At 52.7% G+C, this 18,170-nt stretch carries 15 protein-coding genes; 9 read left to right on the top strand and 6 right to left on the bottom strand.

Going from position 1 to position 18,170, the window contains the following annotated elements; genetic code table 11:
- The first annotated feature begins 102 nt into the window (after nt 1–102).
- From minE to V0288_RS02635, 4 genes are all read left to right on the top strand, one after another.
- On the top strand, nt 103–381 hold the full coding sequence (gene minE / locus V0288_RS02650; protein ID WP_332863462.1) for a cell division topological specificity factor MinE: 279 nt from the start codon (nt 103–105) through the stop codon (nt 379–381).
- A gap of 7 nt (nt 382–388) precedes the next feature.
- Entirely contained in the window at nt 389–589 is a 201-nt protein-coding gene (locus V0288_RS02645; protein WP_332863461.1) for a hypothetical protein, read from the top strand.
- 195 nt (nt 590–784) lie between these two features.
- Nucleotides 785–3,841 carry a phosphoenolpyruvate carboxylase gene (gene ppc / locus V0288_RS02640; protein ID WP_332863460.1) on the top strand — a complete coding sequence of 1,019 codons (3,057 nt, stop codon included), beginning with the start codon at nt 785–787 and terminating at the stop codon, nt 3,839–3,841.
- 296 nt (nt 3,842–4,137) lie between these two features.
- The gene (locus V0288_RS02635; protein ID WP_332863459.1) at nt 4,138–5,289 is read left to right on the top strand and encodes an acyltransferase family protein; all 1,152 of its coding nucleotides are present in this window, start codon (nt 4,138–4,140) and stop codon (nt 5,287–5,289) included.
- 268 nt (nt 5,290–5,557) lie between these two features.
- On the opposite strand, the gene V0288_RS02630 is transcribed toward V0288_RS02635, so the two are convergent.
- The 4 genes from V0288_RS02630 to V0288_RS02615 all read right to left on the bottom strand — a co-directional run bounded on the left by V0288_RS02630 (nt 5,558) and on the right by V0288_RS02615 (nt 10,874).
- Nucleotides 5,558–7,264, bottom strand: coding sequence for an ABC-ATPase domain-containing protein (locus V0288_RS02630; RefSeq protein ID WP_332863458.1), 1,707 nt, complete (start codon nt 7,262–7,264; stop codon nt 5,558–5,560).
- A gap of 182 nt (nt 7,265–7,446) precedes the next feature.
- Entirely contained in the window at nt 7,447–8,691 is a 1,245-nt protein-coding gene (locus V0288_RS02625; protein ID WP_332863457.1) for an ATP-binding protein, read from the bottom strand.
- Between the two features lie 142 nt (nt 8,692–8,833).
- Nucleotides 8,834–9,517 (bottom strand): SAM-dependent methyltransferase, encoded by a 684-nt coding sequence (locus V0288_RS02620; protein ID WP_332863456.1) that lies wholly within the window; start codon nt 9,515–9,517, stop codon nt 8,834–8,836.
- A 16-nt stretch (nt 9,518–9,533) separates the two neighbouring features.
- Nucleotides 9,534–10,874, bottom strand: a complete 1,341-nt coding sequence (locus tag V0288_RS02615; protein ID WP_332863455.1) for a serine/threonine protein kinase — start codon at nt 10,872–10,874, stop codon at nt 9,534–9,536.
- 473 nt (nt 10,875–11,347) lie between these two features.
- On the opposite strand from V0288_RS02615, the gene pilM reads away from it, so the two are divergent.
- The 4 genes from pilM to V0288_RS02595 all read left to right on the top strand — a co-directional run bounded on the left by pilM (nt 11,348) and on the right by V0288_RS02595 (nt 15,944).
- Nucleotides 11,348–12,463: a type IV pilus assembly protein PilM gene (pilM, locus tag V0288_RS02610; protein WP_332863454.1), complete on the top strand. Its 1,116-nt coding sequence runs from the start codon at nt 11,348–11,350 to the stop codon at nt 12,461–12,463.
- Nucleotides 12,464–12,469: 6 nt separating this feature from the next.
- The gene (locus V0288_RS02605) at nt 12,470–13,234 is read left to right on the top strand and encodes a PilN domain-containing protein (RefSeq protein ID WP_332863453.1); all 765 of its coding nucleotides are present in this window, start codon (nt 12,470–12,472) and stop codon (nt 13,232–13,234) included.
- On the top strand, nt 13,231–14,082 hold the full coding sequence (locus V0288_RS02600; protein WP_332863452.1) for a hypothetical protein: 852 nt from the start codon (nt 13,231–13,233) through the stop codon (nt 14,080–14,082). Before V0288_RS02605 ends, V0288_RS02600 begins: the two co-directional genes overlap by 4 nt.
- A 74-nt stretch (nt 14,083–14,156) precedes the next feature.
- Nucleotides 14,157–15,944 carry a type II secretion system protein GspD gene (locus tag V0288_RS02595; protein WP_332863451.1) on the top strand — a complete coding sequence of 596 codons (1,788 nt, stop codon included), beginning with the start codon at nt 14,157–14,159 and terminating at the stop codon, nt 15,942–15,944.
- Between the two features lie 148 nt (nt 15,945–16,092).
- Here the strand turns inward: V0288_RS02595 and V0288_RS02590 are convergent, their stop codons facing one another.
- Nucleotides 16,093–16,494, bottom strand: coding sequence for a salt stress protein, Slr1339 family (locus V0288_RS02590; protein WP_332863450.1), 402 nt, complete (start codon nt 16,492–16,494; stop codon nt 16,093–16,095).
- Nucleotides 16,495–16,674: 180 nt separating this feature from the next.
- Here V0288_RS02590 and V0288_RS02585 point away from each other — a divergent pair, with 180 nt between their 5' ends.
- Nucleotides 16,675–17,580: a CoB--CoM heterodisulfide reductase iron-sulfur subunit B family protein gene (locus tag V0288_RS02585; protein WP_332863449.1), complete on the top strand. Its 906-nt coding sequence runs from the start codon at nt 16,675–16,677 to the stop codon at nt 17,578–17,580.
- Here the strand turns inward: V0288_RS02585 and V0288_RS02580 are convergent.
- Entirely contained in the window at nt 17,577–18,170 is a 594-nt protein-coding gene (locus V0288_RS02580; RefSeq protein ID WP_332863448.1) for a HEAT repeat domain-containing protein, read from the bottom strand. The genes V0288_RS02585 and V0288_RS02580 overlap by 4 nt on opposite strands.

The raw sequence follows: 18,170 nt of genomic DNA, 5'->3' as shown, positions 1-18,170 counted from the left end.
GCGTCCCGATCGGTTCCCCGCTCTCGATCGTGATTTCCCCCGGCGGGAACTTGAAACCCTATCTCCCGTGTCCTTTGCCTACCTCTTTCAACGGATTGACCTATGAATGAACTGATCGATAAACTACTATCGTGGCGCGGCTCTTCCCCGAGTGGAGAACAAGCGAAACGGCGTTTAAAACTCATTCTCGCCCACGATCGGGCCGATCTCACCCCCGAACTCCTCCATATGATGCGTCAGGAAATTTTAGAAGTCGTCAGTCGTTACGTGGAACTCGATCTGGACGAAACGGAACTCATTTTAGAGAGCGATCAACGATCGACCGCGTTGATCGCCAATTTACCGATCCGCCGCGTCAAACGTCGTCCCCCTTTAGAATGAAATCACTATGAAAAAACACGAGATGAATCTCTGGGTTAGCGCGGTGGCCGGTCCCTTTCTGCTCACCTATCTGGGGGTTCGATCGCTCTCGCGGTGGGCGATCGAGGTCGGGAAAACGAGCGAGGAAATCTTTCGGGGCGATCGATTGCCGGTTTTGCGGGTTCCGGGAAGCGTGAGCGAGAACGGCGCGGAATCCGAGAAAGGGTGATTATTGAAACGACATTCTATATAATTGGGGGCAGGAGCCGGCCGCGAGGAAGGTCGAACCGAGAGATTTCCGATGGCTTCCGCTTTCCCCTTGACTTTTTACGGTTCGCGTGCTGAAAAAAATCCTCCGGCCGTAGAAAGGGTTACGTTCTCCTGGCTCCCCGATCCCGAATCTCCCACCTATCTCCATCGACTTATGAGCGCGCTTGAACTGTCTCGTAGACCAGAGCTAGACTTCATCGACAAATTCAATCTGCTTCTAGAACAACGCCTCAAATTGGTCGAGGAACTCTGGAAAGAGGTGTTAGTGTCCGAATGCGGTCAGGAGTTAGTCGATCTGCTCGAATCGCTCCGGGATCTTTGCGCTCCCGACGGACAGGTAACGCGGACGATCCCGGAATCGAGAATCACCAAGATGATCGAGGATCTCGAACTCAACGAATCGATCAAAGTAACCCGCGCCTTCGCCCTGTATTTCCAGTTAATCAATATCATCGAACAGCACTACGAGCAGAAAGTACAACAACTTTTACGTCGATCGGTGATAGCGGGAGAACAAGAGCGCTCTTCCGCCGAAACCCCGCAAAAAAGCGTTCTGGCTACCATTGTCGGCGCGGATTGGTTGGAAAAAACCCTCAACGAGGCCGATTCCCGCAACCCGAAAACCGGCCTTTTCCACTGGCTTTTCCCCCATCTCAAACACCTCAACGTTCCCCCGCAAGAGATCCAGCGCCTTCTCGACCAACTCGATATCAGCCTCGTGTTCACCGCGCACCCGACGGAAATCGTGCGCCACACCATCCGTCGCAAACAGCGCCGGATATCGGGTATCCTCCTCAAACTCGATCGGGCCGAAGAATTCACGCGGAGCATGGGATTGAGCCAGTCCTGGGAAGCGCGGGAGGCGACCGAACAGCTAAAAGAAGAAATCCGGCTGTGGTGGCGCACCGACGAACTACACCAGTTCAAGCCCACGGTACTCGATGAGGTCGATTACGCCCTCCACTATTTCGACGAGGTATTGTTCGAGGTACTGCCCCAACTGGCGCTCCGTCTCAAACAGAGCCTGAAAGCCACGTTCCCCGGACTCACCCCCCCGAAAAGTAACTTCTGTCATTTCGGATCGTGGGTGGGGGGCGATCGGGACGGGAACCCCTCCGTTACCCCGGAAGTCACCTGGGCGACCTGTTGTTACCAGCGCAACGTGGTTTTAGAAAAATACCTGTTCGCCATCCGCGACCTGACCAGCATTTTAAGCCCCTCCCAACACTGGTGCGACGTTCTCCCGGAACTGCTCGATTCCCTGGAGCGCGATAAACAGCAAATGCCGGAGATCTACAGCCAGTTAGCGATCCGCTACCGACAGGAACCCTACCGCTTAAAATTGGCGTTTATTCAAAAACGATTGGAGAACACGCGCGATCGGAACAATCGCCTCGCCGATCCCGAGGAACGGCAACTGTTGATCAAGGTCAACGAGCCGAACCTGTATCGCTCCGGCGCGGAATTTCTGGAAGAGTTGCAACTGATCGCCCACTCTCTCGCGGCCACGAAATTAAGCTGTCAGGAACTCAATACCCTGATCTCCCAGGTGGAAATTTTCGGCTTTACCCTCACTCAGCTTGATTTTCGCCAGGAATCGACCCGCCACGCCGACGCGATCGAGGAAATCGCCGCCTATATGGGGGTTCTCGATCGACCCTACAGCCAACTGAGCGAGGTAGAACGGATCTCGTGGTTGGTGTCGGAATTAAAAACCCGCCGCCCCCTGATCCCGCGCGAGATGCCCTTCTCGGAACGCACCCGCGAGACGATCGAGACGCTGATCATGTTACGCGGTCTCCAGCAGGAGTTCGGTCTGGACATCTGTCAGACCTACATTATTAGCATGACCAACGATGCCAGCGACGTGCTGGAAGTGCTGTTACTCGCTCAGGAAGCCGGATTGTACGATCCCGCGACCAGCCGCGCCGCCCTGCGGATCGTGCCGCTATTCGAGACGGTGGACGACCTGCAACACGCGCCGGACATCATGCGATCGCTGTTCGAGTTGCCGCTGTACCGGGCGATGTTAGCCGGCGGCTACGATCATCTCGCCAAGTTCAACGGGGAGGAAGTGGCGATCGAACCCCCGCTCCTGCAACCGAGTAACCTACAGGAAATCATGGTCGGTTACTCCGATAGTAATAAAGATTCGGGATTTTTAAGCAGTAACTGGGAGATTCATAAGGCACAGAAAGCCCTGCAAAAAGTAGCGCGCGAATACGGCATCGATCTCCGTCTCTTTCACGGGCGCGGCGGTTCCGTCGGTCGGGGGGGCGGCCCCTCCTACGCCGCGATCCTCGCGCAACCGCGGGGAACCGTCAACGGCCGCATCAAGATCACCGAACAGGGTGAGGTGTTAGCGTCGAAATATTCCCTCCCGGAATTGGCGCTGTATAACCTGGAAACGGTCGTCACCGCGGTGATTCAATCGAGTTTGCTGGGTAGTGGTTTCGACGATCTCGAACCGTGGAATCGCATCATGGAGGAACTATCCGGCGACGCGCGACGGGTGTACCGATCGCTGATCTACGAGGAGCCGGATTTTCTCGATTTCTTCCTCTCGGTCACTCCTATCCCCGAAATCAGCCTTTTGCAGATCAGTTCCCGTCCGGCGCGTCGTAAGAGCGGACAGCAGGATCTCAGCACCCTGCGGGCGATTCCCTGGGTGTTCAGTTGGACACAGACGCGTTTTCTCCTGCCCGCGTGGTACGGGTTGGGAACCGCGTTACAGAATTTTCTCGACGAGCGCCCGGTGAAAAATCTGGAGTTATTGCGACATTTCTATCACAAATGGCCGTTTTTCCAGATGGTGATCTCGAAAGCGGAAATGACGCTGGCGAAGGTGGATCTGCAAATCGCCCACCATTACGTTCACGAACTATCGGCGCCGGAGGATCGCGAGCGTTTCGAGCGCCTGTTCGAGCGCATCAAGGAGGAATATCACCGTACCAGCGAGATCGTCCTCCAGATCACCGGACAGAAACGTTTGTTAGACAACGATCCCGGTCTCCAGCGATCGGTTCAGTTACGCAACGGCACGATCATTCCCCTCGGTTTCCTGCAAGTCTCTCTACTGAAGCGGTTACGTCAGTATAATAACCAGGCTCGATCGGGCGTGATCCACTTCCGCTACTCCCGCGAGGAACTTCTCCGCGGCGCGTTGATGACGATTAACGGGATCGCGGCCGGGATGAGAAATACGGGTTGATCGGACGGCGGGAGGCGGAAGATAGCGATCGAAGAGTATCGAGGCTCGACTGAGTAGACTTGACGGAGAAAGGACGCTCACGGTAGGATACCCTTACCGAATTTTCCTAGCGACTTTCTCTACGGATTGACGGACAAAAATCTCGAAACCCCTGTACATTGGTAGGTCGGGATCGGGAAACGAGCCACGAATCGTCGATCGTCGATTTTCACTTCATTCCACGCGATTTACGAGAAAAGCTCTGTCAGTCAATTATCCTTTTACGCTCACGATTCGTTCCCATTGAATATCCGATTATGCCTCCCGATCAAAAATCGCTCGGCGCGCGTTTGGATTGGCTCGATCGAATGAAAGGATTAGCTATCCTAGGCATCGTGGCCTTTCATTTTTTTCAAAATTATCCGGAGAGAATTCCCCCGATCGTTCTTGTAGACGAACAAGGAGCGAAGTTAGGATACGCGGGGGTCGATATCTTTTTTGTCATTGTTGGTTTTACCACCAGCTATATGCTGGCGAAAAAAATAGATCTGGAGCGATTTGAAACCGCTAAAATAGATTGGAAATCATGGTTGATTAAAAGACTCGAACGAATTTATCCAAGCTATATCTTGGCGGTTATTTTAACGCTATCGCTCTATTATTTCTTCTTGCCGATACAACGGTTCGACCCTATTAAATTCACGTTAAGTTTTCTGGGATTAGCCGCGTATCGCTTCCAAGACATCAATCCCGGCTTCTGGTTTTTTACGGTACTTTTAGAAGCCTATCTATTGATCCCGATAGTTTTCGAGATCGCGGGGAGAAAAAAACGAAATATCTTGCTGTTGGGAATCGCGATAGGTGTTTTAACTAAAATCGTCTGTTTATTTTTTCTGGCCCCTGACCAAAAAAGTATTTATCTTTACTTCCTTCAGAACAATTTTGTGGGAAGTTATTTTTTTCAGGTTGTCCTAGGATTGTATTGGGGATTGATTTACTATAAAAAAGGATTTTTTCGTCGCGTAGACTATAAATATAGTATCGGCTTATTTGGAATTGGATTGACGATATACATCGCGTTAACCCTACATCATATAACTCCCGTATATAAGTTGGGATTCGATATGTTTTTCACTCCTTTTCTGATAATTTTGATTCACTTCCTGTTAATTCAGGCGGATAAAATTCAAAAAACCAAAATTCTGTCAAAATCTTTGTTTTTTCTATCTTTATTAGGCATCTACTCCTATCAAATTTATCTCATTCATCAACCCCTGTATCTAGTATTATTACCTAATCTGACAAGCTTTTTAACCGTTAATCCTTATTTAAAAGTTTTCATTTCGTTCACGATCGCGATGGTATTACTAACGATTTACGTGATTGTTTTTACCCGACTGGAAATTATCTTTAAAAAATTCGCGTTCGATCCCTTACTCGAAAAATTACGGCGACGCTCGAATAGTTAATCGCGGGAAAGAACGAAACCCGCTCGTGATTCGACGAGGTTTCCCGCGCGAGGGCTTTTCGTTCGATCGAGAGACGGGAGCGCGATGCTAGGATAGTGAAATACGAACGGGAGATCGCTCTTCTAGTTTCCGGTTTGAAGCGGGAGGAGCGTGTACCGTTGATGATCGAGAAATCATATCTTCCCGCTAATTCATCGATGAAAGCGAGTAGCAAAGTGGTGGCTATAGTGCCTCGATCGCTCCTTTCCCCCGCGATACCGCGAGAATTTTATTTAACCCGTAAAGTGCGGAGACGATTTAAAACCGCCGCTAATTCCAAACGACGGAACATCGCCAGATCGCATTGGGGAAATTCCGTTAAAATATCCAGTCCATCGTTCTCGATATCTTGTAGGATCGCGGAGAGAATCGCGGGAAGAGAGGTGTGGCGATCGATATACCCCTTCTCCTTACCGTGGACGATCGCCGCGACGATCGCGCGGAGTTGACAGGGATCGACGATCTGTTCGATCGCGCCCAGATCGATATCCTCCGTCCCGAAAGCTACCTCGTCCACATCCCGCACCCGGAATTTGACCGCGTGGCGGCCGCGACCGGGATCGATCGAATCCGGTAGGGGAATCCGGGGAGTCAGATCGCCGAAAGTATCGCCACCCTCCGAATATCGGGGGATCGGATGCTCTAGGGCGATTTCTTTGGCGATTTCCGTCACGTCGCGGGGTTGGAAATCCTCCATCGCGATCACCCGATCGGCCACCTCGAAATAGTCCCCGCTTCCCCCGATCACCAGGATCGTCGAGACCCCGTATTCCGTGAAAAGATAGCGTACTTTGTCAATAAACGGCGTGATCGGTTCTTTTTCCGACGCGATTAACTTCTGCATTCGCGCGTCGCGGATCATGAAATTCGTCGCGGTGGTATCCTCGTCGATTAACAATACCTCCGTCCCCGCTTCCAGCGCCTCGATAATATTGGCCGCTTGGGACGTACTACCGCTCGCGTTCGCCGTGGAAAAACCGGTCGTCGAACGTCCCCCCGGTAAATTCTTGATAAACGGGGATATATTCACTCCCGCGATGCTCCGACCATCTTCAGCCCGAATTTTGACCGCGGTGGCGTTAGTAATCGCGAATTCCCGCCCGTCCCCCGGAATATGGTTATAAACTCCCCGTTCGATCGCCCGTAGGAGAGTCGATTTCCCGTGATATCCCCCCCCGACGATCAGCGTGATTCCCTCCGCGATTCCCATCCCCTTAATTTCCCCGCGATTGGGACAGGTAAACGCGACTTCCAAACCGGGGGGGGATTGGAAAGGAACCGCGTCTTCCACCAGAGGACGGTCATCGATACCGCTACGACGGGGAAGAATCGATCCGTTCGCGATAAAGGCGATTAGATTCCTCTCGACGAGATGGGCGCGGATATAATCCGCGTCCTCGGCGGTTTCGACGTGTTCCCGTATATTTTTCTCGGAAAGACGGTGATATTTCAGGGTAGCGTCGATCGCGTCCGGCACGTCCTCGCATAACAATTCGGCGGCCTGACGACCGAGAATACTGCGTCCCCGCGCGGGTAATCCGACTAAAAAGCGAATTTCTAAATCATTTTCGTTAATTAATACCGTCGTCCTCTCTAAAATTTCCTGTCCCATCGGGGGAATCGTGATTAAGCCACTTTTCCCCGAACCCCGATCGCGACCGATCCCCCGCGACACCCGATCGAACTGACGGGTGAGATAATCCCGGAACGCGATCTCCCGAATCCGATTACTGTAGAGGGTTTCGGGAAATCCCGCGACGGATTTGGGGATTTTCGCGATCAATTTGCTGGGACTGGCGAACGGATCGCCCTGCACTCGCTCGATAATTAAGATAAATTCGGGGAAGCGGTAACTTCCCTTGATGTCTTTATACGCTTGATAGGTTCTGCCGTCGAGGTTGAGAAGCAGGGATTTTAAAGAAGTTCGATCGTTCATGAAAATCAATAGAATTCGGAAGTGAAGATAACCCGCCGTATAGAATCGAATCCGTATTGCTAGAAGTTGTCAAACCGATCGGGGTGATATCGGGATCGTCTTTCTCATCGCTTCATTATAGGCGGTTATGACCGGGAGGTACGGGAAAAGTTCTCGTCTTCGATATTCTCCCCGACGAAACCTTACCGCGAACCTCGCGCTTCTCCCGTCAGAAAATCGATAAATTGTCGCGCGGTACGGCCCGATCGACCGTTATGACGGGTCGCCCATTGTTTCGCCCGAAACTCTAGATCTTCCCGCTCGATTTCTAACCCCGCTAACCCCGCGAGATGGTGGATGATCGCTAAATATTTTTCCTGATCCGCGGGTTCAAACGTGAGCGTCAATCCGAAGCGATCGCTAAAGGATAATTTTTCCTGTACCGTATCCCAAGTATGGAGTTCTTCCCCCTCGATCGGCCGCGGTCTATCTCCGAAAAATTCCCGAACTAGATGCCGTCGATTAGAGGTCGCGTAAACCACCACATTTCTCGGTCTCGCGGTCACACTTCCCTCTAAAACCACTTTCAACGCTTTAAACGCTTCATCATCTTCCTCGAAAGAAAGATCGTCCACGAAAATAATAAACTTTCGCGGGAGATCTCGCAGTCGATCGACAATGATCGGTAAATCCTTTAACTCCGATTTCGCCACCTCGATCAAGCGCAATCCCCGCTCGCTATATTTTTGTAACAAACCCTTGACCAACGAGGATTTTCCCGATCCGCGGCTCCCGTATAAAAGAACATTCAAAGCGGGATAACCCGAGAGTAAAAACTCCGTATTTTTCAGTAACATCTCTTTCGGAGAATCGTACCCGACAATCTCCGCGATATCGATCGGGTCCGGGGACGGAATCCCTTGTAAAGTTCCCTCTCGCCAGCGAAAAGCCCGATACTGGGCGAAAATCCCCGTTCCCTTCTCTCGATAGTAACTCGCTAATCGATCGAGCGATTCCGTCCAATTTTCAGAAGAATGTAAAAAACTATCCGATCGGTTTTCGACCTGCCAATCGGGAAGCTCGATCGTATTTTCCCCCTCCACGGTAATCCCTTGAATAAAATGAGCGGGAGTCAATCGATAAAGCTCTTGAAGAATCGATAGATCGTGTTTGGTCGCCAACAGTAGAGACGGAGAAATATCCGTTAATTCAGCGGTCTGCACTTGCCGACTAAACGGATTATCATCGAGTACAATCTGTTCGATCAAAAAATCAGACCAACTTTGATTTTTATCCGCGAGCGCGGTAAACCATTTCCCGTAGGCTTTCAGCGCCTCCGGAACCGATCCACCCTCGATAAACTCGGTAAACGCCCGCCCGATCGGGTTCTGAAAAACCCCTTGATATACTAACAAAGAAGCGACTTTATACTGGATTTCAATCAACATAAATTTTTATAGATTCACACGTTTAGCGGGAGAAAGAACGAATCGGTAAATTAGACAGAACCTCGATCGACCGAAGCAAAAATGTTCTTTGAGGAACATTTTGAAATTTCGCAAAACACATCCCCGAGGGTAAACACGCTTTCTAACCTCTACTAATTCGTAACATCTCGTTTCCCCCTTTCTGAAACTCGTAATCCGAGGGAGCGATCGAGACACGATAGCCCATTGTACGGCAATCCTGAACCACTCGATCGAGATAAGGCGATCTTTGTAACCGTAACGTCAATAACGGAAAAATCCTCACCTCCGGACTAACCCGTAACATCTCCCGAATCGAATCGAGGTGAAAATCATAATCGTAATGATCCGAATAGAGAAACAGAAAATGAGAACAGAGCGCGAGATCGAAACTATCCTCCGCGAGACCGAGTTTCGGCAATTCCCCCACCCGATAACGTCCCGATTCTTTTCCCCGCTCGTAATCTTCTAAAAAAGTTTCCAGAGCGCGAACGCGATTTTCTCGTAAATGTTCCGGCGAGGTATGGTACGACCAAACCCAATCGTTCGGGGTCGCTTTCACCTGTTCGATAATATCGTCCACCACCGCGTCGAAACGTTCTCGAATTTCCGCTCCCGAAAAAGTATAGATCGGATCGATCGAGATGACAGAAAATCCTTTCTCCGTCGCGGTCGCGTTAAAACTCGCCGGCCCGTCCCCGACCCCGATAATTTTCCCTTGTAAATCCCTTTCCGATAATTGGAACATCCGGACGTATTCCTCGAAAGAACGTCCGAAAGGAACCACACCGCTTAACTCCATCGCCATAAAATTTTTCCCGTTCCTATTCTTTCAAAGAATCTAACCAGTCTTGAATTTCCGCCACCAACCAAACACATTCATCCTCCGTGAGATTATGGCCGATCGAATACTTATCGGTTCGCGTCCGTAAACGGATCTGAAAAATACTGTTATCCATTTTGCTATGGAGAAAAACCCCCATAACATCTCGCGGGTTAAAAGTAATAGTCCGATAAATGTACTGAAGGAGCTTATACCGGATCGAGACCCGAGCGGGCGTGAACTCTACGGTAGTGCTGATGAGATAGCGACCACACAAATTGATTAGCCCGACGCTTAACGCGAAGAGCAACAACAGAGGCAATCCGAACACTAACAACGGCACGGTTCCCAGGCAACCGAAAAACAACAAAAGAATAGTAGAAGGAGATCCCCCCACCGAAAACGTTAACAACGGTTGATTTTTCCACGCGAGAAATAACTCCATCTCTTGCCCTCGACGAGCGAGACGGATCGGACTATCCGCGGGTTTAGGGATATGACGCGATCGAGCGAGATTCGATCGTCTAGAAAGTCCGTTTTTCAGCGCCGATAACGCCTCTCCCGCGCCCTGAAATCGCTTCTCCACGGCACTCTCGGTCATCATTTCCAACCAATCGAGAAAATCCCCCGAAACACTCACCCGATCGCGAAATCGTACCCGCGAGTTCTCGTGGGGGAGATCGATCGGCGCGATCCCCGTCAACAGGTGAATTAACGTCATCCCCAACGCGTAAAGGTCGGAACCGGGAACCGCGCGACCCCAGAACTGCTCTAACGGCGCGTAGCCACTCGTCCCGACCACCGTAAACGTCACCCCCGTCATCGCCCCGCGGGACTGTACCGCCCCGAAATCTACCAAATACACCCGATCTTCCGGGTTTAAGATTAAATTACTCGGTTTAATATCCCGGTGAAGCACCGGGGGCGAGAGAGCGTGGAGATAGATCAGGATTTCTAGAACCTGTTCGGCGATCGAGCGGACTCGTTCGGGGGAAAACCGTTCCCCTCTCTCCAATCGATCGCCGAGAGACCCGCCCGCGATATAATCCTGCACGAGAACGAACCACGGATTGCCTCCCCCCTCGGACTTATCTATAGAAAAATAGTCCCGGTAACGGGGGATACGGGGATGATCGAGAGACGCGAGAACCTCGGCCTCGCGCTCGAACAGTTTCAACTCGTCCCAGGCCATCTCGGGACTGAAAGCCAGCAATTTCACGATCGCCGGCTCGTCGGTCGCGCGATCGAGCGTTAACCAGGTCTGGCGGCCGGCCGCCGTCCGGCCGACACGCTCGCGCGGTTCGTAGCGTCCGGCCAACCGGAATCCGGGTTCAAAAACCATAGAATTCGTCGGGGGTACTTTCTTCCATTACAGCACGGCGCCCGAGACCGGGATTCCCGATCGTGGATTTTTCCGGCCGATGTTAATTTTGGCCGGGGGACGTGGGTACTCTGAGGGGGAAGATACTGTCTGTCCCGAGAAATCAGCCCGATCGTGCTAACTTTTTTGTACGAACTTGGATCTTCGTCTAGAATGTGGGTACAATATTGTACAAGATTCACGAGACTAGGCTCTTTCTCTCCCACGCTAATAAGAAGCAAAACCCTATCCTAACCCGTTGTCTAGGGTGGGTTCTCGTGCGAAAACGCGCTTTTCTCCTCCTCCCTACCCGCCCGATCCGGGCGCCCGATACCGAGTGACGAAAGATTTTTTCGAGTCTCGGTAAGACCTGATTTCCGTGAGGAAAATTAGGAGATTAACCGTTGTCTCGTTCTCTACCAACCCGATCGAAATACTGACCGCCGAAAGAGTCTATGGTAAGTCTATTTAAAAAGTTATTGACGAAAAAATCCCAAGGCGTGGGATTAGAGATCACCCCGGCGCGGATCAATATCGCTCAACTCGCCAAGCAGGGACAGGGGTACAAACTCGACAAATTCTGCACGGCCGAGATTCCCGAGGGGATCTTCGAGGAGGGCAAGATTGTCGATGCCCCCGCCCTAGCCGAACTAATTCAGGAAGTTCTCAAGGAAAACAAGATCAAAACCAAGCGTATCGCCACGGGAGTGCCGATGCGCGAATCGATCATCCGGATCATCCCGATCCCCGCGGAACTGGACGACGCGGAATTGCGGGATATGGTCTTGAACCACGAGGCCGCCCTGTATCTGCCCTATCCCCGCGAGGAAGTCGATCTGGACTTTCAAAAACTCGGTTCCTTTCAAGATGAGGACGGGATCGAAAAAATCCAGGTACTCCTGGTGGCCACGCGGCGGGAAATTACCGATTCCTACGTGGACACGTTCAACCAGGCCGGATTACAGGTAGATATCTTGGAGATCAATAGTTTCGCGCTGATCCGGACGATCCGCGAGCAACTGCGTCAATTTAGTTCCAACGAGGCCGCCGTCGTCGTCGATATCGAATTCGACAATACCGAGATCGCCATCGTCGTCGATGGCGTTCCCCAATTCTCGCGGACGGTTCCCATCGGGACTTTCCAACTGCAAACCGCCCTCTCGCGGGCGATGAACCTACCCACCTCCCGAAATCCCGAGATTTTGCTGGGGATGACCATCCCGATCAACAGCTTCGATAGCCTGAGTTCGACCACGACCAGTTCCGGGGCCTCGACCAACCCCGGCATGACCGCCCTGATGCGCGTCCTCGGGGAACTGACCGATGAACTGAGGAGATCGATCAACTTCTATCTCAACCAGAGTGACGATCTGGAAATCGCCCAGTTACTGCTCGCGGGGCCCGGCGGGGGACTCGCGCAACTCGATGAATTCTTCACCCAGCGGTTAAGCGTTCCCACCATGCCGATCGACCCGATCTCGGCCCTGTCGATCGATCTCGATCGGGAGATCCCGAACACGTTACGACCCGGACTAGGAACCGTTCTCGGCTTGGGACTACGGGAGGTATAAACCATCATGTACAGCATAGACGTTAACTTTCTCAAGGATCGCCACCTGGCCGAGCGGGTGAAAACCGCCTCGGTCGCCAAAATCCCCAGCGGGATCGATCTCCGCAAACAACAACCGATCTTGATCGGGATCGGGGTCGGGGTCGGGCTACTGGCCCTCACCTCCCTGCTCGGATTCTTCGTGAACTGGCAGAAAACGCAAACGGAAGCCCAGATCGGGTCTCTCGATGCCGAACTCGGCCAGTTACAGGGACAGACCAAAAAACTGGAGGGCATGAAAGCTCAATTGGCGGCTCTGGAGCAAGAAAACCGGGCGCTCGTGAGCGTTTTCGATCGAATCCGCCCCTGGTCGGCGATCGTGCAGGAAATTAGCCAACAAACCCCCCCCGCGGTGCAGGTCAAAAGCATTCAACAAGTCGATCTCCCCCCCGATCCCGGTCAAACCGGGCCGAAAACCCAAATCAAAATCTCCGGGATCGCCCGGAATTACGAGGCGGTCAATCATTATCTCCTGACCCTGCAAGGCTCTCCCTTCTTGAACGCCGAAAAAACCGCGATCGAGAACGCCGCGCTCGCGGATATTCTCGTTCCGCTCGAAAAAGAGAAATCGAACGTCAAAATCACGATCCCGCAAGGAGTTCAATACTCGATCGTCACGGAACTGAAAGATACTCCCGTATCGCAACAACTCGCCAATATCGCCCGGAACCGGGCCGTGGGGGTCGTCACCCGCATCGAAACCCTCAAACAACAAGGAGCCTTGCAACCATGACCTTCACCGAAGAATACATCGCCGACGAGGATCGCGAGCTAGAGGAACTAGCCAATTACCCGACCGCCTTCGGGATCACCTTTACCCCGAAGGTCTCGGGGATAGCCGTCGGCATCGGGGGATTACTCGCTTCCGGCTACTTACTGATGAACTGGGTACTTCCCACTTACCAAGCTCTCCAACAATTACAAGCGGATAAAACCGGAAAAGAGCAACAGGTACAGCAACAGAGAGGCGGCGTTTCCCCGGCGGTATTCCAGCAAGTAGAAGCGCAACTGCGGGAAAAAGAAGCCCTGAAAAAACAAATTATTTCCCTCTTCGGCAACGCGAAAGCGCTCGATACCCTCCTCCTCGATATCAGCCGGATTTTCCGGTCGAGAAACGTATCCCTGGTGAGTTTCCAACCGCAGGGAACGAGCGCCACGCCGATCGCCGACGGTTCTCTAGGAGCCGAAGTGAACAATAAACTCAAACGTCAGACTTTTAACGTTCAGTTAAAAGGACAATACGTGAACATTCACGAGGTATTACAGGATCTCGAACAACTGCAACCCTTGATTCTCTTGAAAAATATCAACATTCAGGCCGTCGAGGAAGGGCGCCTGTATCGCCTCGACTTCAAGAACAGCCCGGTACAGGATGTTAACGTTCGGAACGCCGAGGGAGGGCGATCGTATCGCGTCAACGTTAAGACCGGCCCGGTACGCGTCGAACCGGTCGATAAGAGCAAGGAGCAGGTGACGGCCACGTTTCTTCTCGATATGATCGTTCCGTTAACGCCGGAAGAACTCGCCAAATTAGCCCCCCCTCCCCCTCCCGAGGGACAACAGGGGCAACCCGCGAAGTAAACGACCGATCTCTCGCTCGTTCCCACGCTATCAAACCTGTCTTTCGTTATTTATTTCGGTGAGGAGTCAAAAACGTGAATCAGAATCGCTACGCGTTGGCCGTTCCAGGAATCGCCACATTGTTATTGCTCGCCCAACCCTCGATCGCCCGGGCGGGACAGACCGATCTCTCCCCCGGTTCGACCCTCGATCGATCTCCCTCGAAATCGTCCGTAACCCGCGACGTGAACCGGGAAAATGCCTCCGGACGCGATCGCTCTCCCGATGCCGGAAGATCGCCGGGAAGATCCGTCGCCCAAAACCCCGGTTCCCCTCTAGTTCCCAATCCCGAGATTATCATTCAGGGCAATCCCCGCTCTCCCGCTTCCAGTAACCCCACCCTACCGCGGGCGGTCGCCCCGCCGATCGGCGACATCGCCATCTCCAATATCGATGCCAGCGCCGATCGGGTGAAATTCGCCAACGACAGAAATCTGAACATCCCCCGTCTCTTACTCCGCCAGGCTTCTGTCCGGGAAGTATTGATGACCCTGGCAAACTACGCGGGGTATAACGTCGTTTTCACCGGCGCCCAAGGCGAGGCCAACGCGACCGCGCAGACCGTATCCCTGGAATTCGCCAACGAATCGGTCGAGAATATCTTTAATTCCGTCCTCCTGATCTCGGGATTGCAGGGGAATATCCAAGGGCAGACGATCTATGTCGGCGCGCGATTACCCCAGGGAGCCCGGAATCTGATCAGCCGCACCCTACGCCTCAATCAGGTGAAAGCGAATAACGCCGCCACCTTTCTCGCCACTCAGGGAGCGGAATTCCAGCGTTTGGTCTCGAAAACCGAGGATATCGTCGATCCCCTCACCGGACGGGTGATCGGTCGCCGGGAGATCCCCTCGACGCTAGAATCGCTCGCCCCCCAGAATACCGAGGGGGCGAAAGCCCCCCTACTCCTAACCGGGTTACGGGTGGCCGCCGACGATCGCCTTAACTCCATTACCCTGATCGGCGAAACCCGACTGGTACAGGTCGCCACTACCCTGCTCACCCAACTCGACGCGCGTCGCCGTCAGGTAGTGGTCAACGTGAAAGTCATCGACGTGAACCTTAAGAATACGGACACGTTTAACAGTAGTTTCATCTTCGGTTTCGTGAACGGTTACGCGGGACAAATAAACGGCAACCTGAACGTCCGGATCGGCAATCCGGCCGACAATAACCTTTTTTCCAGCTTCGAGATGGCCCTAGACGCGCAGATCGCCAGCGGTAACGCGAAAATCCTCACCGATCCCTCTCTGGTCGTTCAAGAGGGGCAACAGGCCACCGTCAAACTCACCGAGAAAGTGCTGGAAAGTGTTAACACCCAGGTCGATCCCCTGAGCGGTGTGAGAACGACGACCCCCGTCCTCGCCGACGCGGGGTTAACCCTCGCGGTTAATGTCGATCAGATCGATGACAACGGGTATATCAATCTCTCGGTTAGCCCGACGATCGCCGCTCCCGGAACCTCGTTCTTGTTCGATAGCGGTCAGGGAACGGTTAACCGACTTACCCCGCTGATCCGACGGGAATTAACGTCCGGTCTGGTTCGCTTGCGAGACGGACAAACCTTGGTTCTGTCGGGGGTGATTCAAGAAACGGATCGCGTTAACGAGACTAAAGTGCCGATTTTAGGCGATATTCCGATTCTTGGGGCGTTATTCCGGAGCCGGAACAATGAGATCGGTCGCTCCGAGGTCATTATTCTCCTCAGTCCCAAAATCCTGGAGGATAACGCGAGTTCGACCGTGGGACTCGACTTCCAACCGAGTCCGGAAGCGGTGGAAATGATGCAGCGTCAGGGATTCCCCGTTCAGCCCGGTAAGTAGAGGGGGGAGTTCCGGAGAGGAGCGATCGCCACGATCGCCCTTCTCCCGCTTTTTTGGAAAAATCTATCTCGCTCTAGATGTTTTTCGGTGGGTTACGCTACGCTGACCCACCCTACATTTTTTTTGGGGAAAATCGCTCTCGATCGCTCTAGCCATCCACTTCCCGCAACGCGTCTAGATAGATCGTCGCGGCCTCTAAGCGGGACTCGTGGGAGTAGGAAAATTCCTCGAACCAGCGTCCTTCCTCGGATTTCGGATCGAGGGTTTCTAGCCATTTTTTCGCTCTCTCTTGTAGCGCCGCTCGTTTCCGTTGTTCGCGAAGAACTCTCTCCTTTTCCCTCTCGATCGCTTCCCGCATTTCCCGTTCCCGGTATTCTCGTTGTAATTCCTGTAGGATCGGGTCGCTTGTCGAGGGCGGTACGGGGGGGGGATCGGTTTTCACTTCCGCCCGCGGTCGATCGATCTCCCGATCGACTTTCGCGGGAGTCGGGGACGTTTTCCCTTCATATTCCGCTTTCAGACTCGCCAGTAAGTCATCGATCTCGCCCATGTCTCGAACCCGGAATGAAGACAGATTTTTCTTTTATTTTCCCGTGTCCGCGGGCGATCGACAAGGGAGACCCGAAGGGGACTCGCCCGGATTGGTGTTAAGAAATTCCATGACTTTCGCCGGATAGGAGAGGCGTGTTTCAAGATCGTAGATAGATCCCGTTGTTAACCGAATCGTTGAATGTCTGCTCGAACGCTACAATACGCCTATTTTCCCGGTTGTGTCGCCCAGGGCGCGTGTCGGGAACTCTATCTATCTACCGCCTCGCTCGCTGAAGCTCTCGGTATCGAATTGGTCGAATTGAAAAAATCCGCCTGTTGCGGTTCGGGAACCTTTAAGGAAGATTCGCAACTGTTAGAGGATACGGTGAACGCTCGTAATATCGCCCTCGCGGAATCGTTGAACCTGCCGCTTCTGACGCACTGTAGCACCTGTCAGGGGGTGATCGGCCATGTAGACGAGCGATTGAAGGAGTCTCAGGCAAACGATCCCGATTATTTGAGCCAAGTTAACGGATTTTTAGAGAAAGAGCATTGTTCTCCCTATCGGGGAACCACGAGAGTCACCCATCTTCTCTGGGCGATCGTCGGGGATTACGGGTTGGATACTCTGGCGAGCGCGGTGACGCGGAAACTGTCGGGGTTGAATTGTGCGGCTTTTTACGGCTGTTATCTGCTCCGGGCGCAGGATACGCTACCCCACGACGATCGCTTTCACCCGGAGTCGATGGAAAAGGTGTTTCGGACGATCGGAGCGAACCCGATTTATTATAAGGGTCGGACGCAGTGCTGTGGCTGGCCGCTGTCGAGTTACGCGACCTCGCAAGCTTTTCAAATGGCGGGAAATCATATTCAGGAGGCGATCGAGGCGGGGGCGGATTGTTTGGTGACACCTTGCCCGTTGTGTCATCTGAATCTGGATTCGCGACAGCCGGAAGTGGAGGCATCGATCGGCCGGAAGTTGTGTTTACCCGTGCTACATTTCTCCCAGTTGGTCGCGTTGGCGGTGGGGGTGAGTCCGGAGCGATTGGGACTCGATCGACACGTTGTTTCGACTCGATCGGTGTTGGAGAAGTTAGGGTTCTAGGGTTGGTTTTCTCGGGCGGTTTCTAGCCATTTCCGTCCCATTTCGATCGGGATTCCGAGGGGGGGACAGAGGATTTTAAGGAGTTCGATTCCCCCGACGAGTAAGATACTCCGAAGGCGAGAATTTTTCTTGACTTCTTCGTTAACTTGTGCTACGAAAATTTCTTTCTCGGTGTCGGTATCGGTGGGATAAGTTCGCGAGAGTTGGGCGAGAAGTTCTTGAATTTCTCGCGCGGATTCGGCGAGGTTTTGGGGTGGGGCGTAGTTGTGTTGAACCGATTTCTGATCTCCTTGTACGGTATCGGCGAAGCTACCGATATTCGCGCCTCGAAGATCGTATTTTGGGGTGTCTGACATCGGGGGAAGGGTGTATAGGTCATTAATCATAATGATAGCATCTATGATCTCGAAAGCGACCTCTAGATCCTCTTCTCTATTTAATGCTTGGCAGAGAGGAGAAATCGCCTTCTCGCTGGCGAGTTTTGCTAGAGATCGAGCCGCTTTAATCCGAACAGCCGAATTTTTGTCCGTGAATAATCTGGTCGCGAGGGTTTGGATAATAAGGTCTAGAGATTCCGCACTCAGTGCCAT

The organism is Pannus brasiliensis CCIBt3594 (assembly GCF_036688125.1).
Lineage (GTDB): Bacteria > Cyanobacteriota > Cyanobacteriia > Cyanobacteriales > Microcystaceae > Pannus > Pannus brasiliensis.
This window is presented reverse-complemented; position numbering and strand designations above follow the sequence as displayed.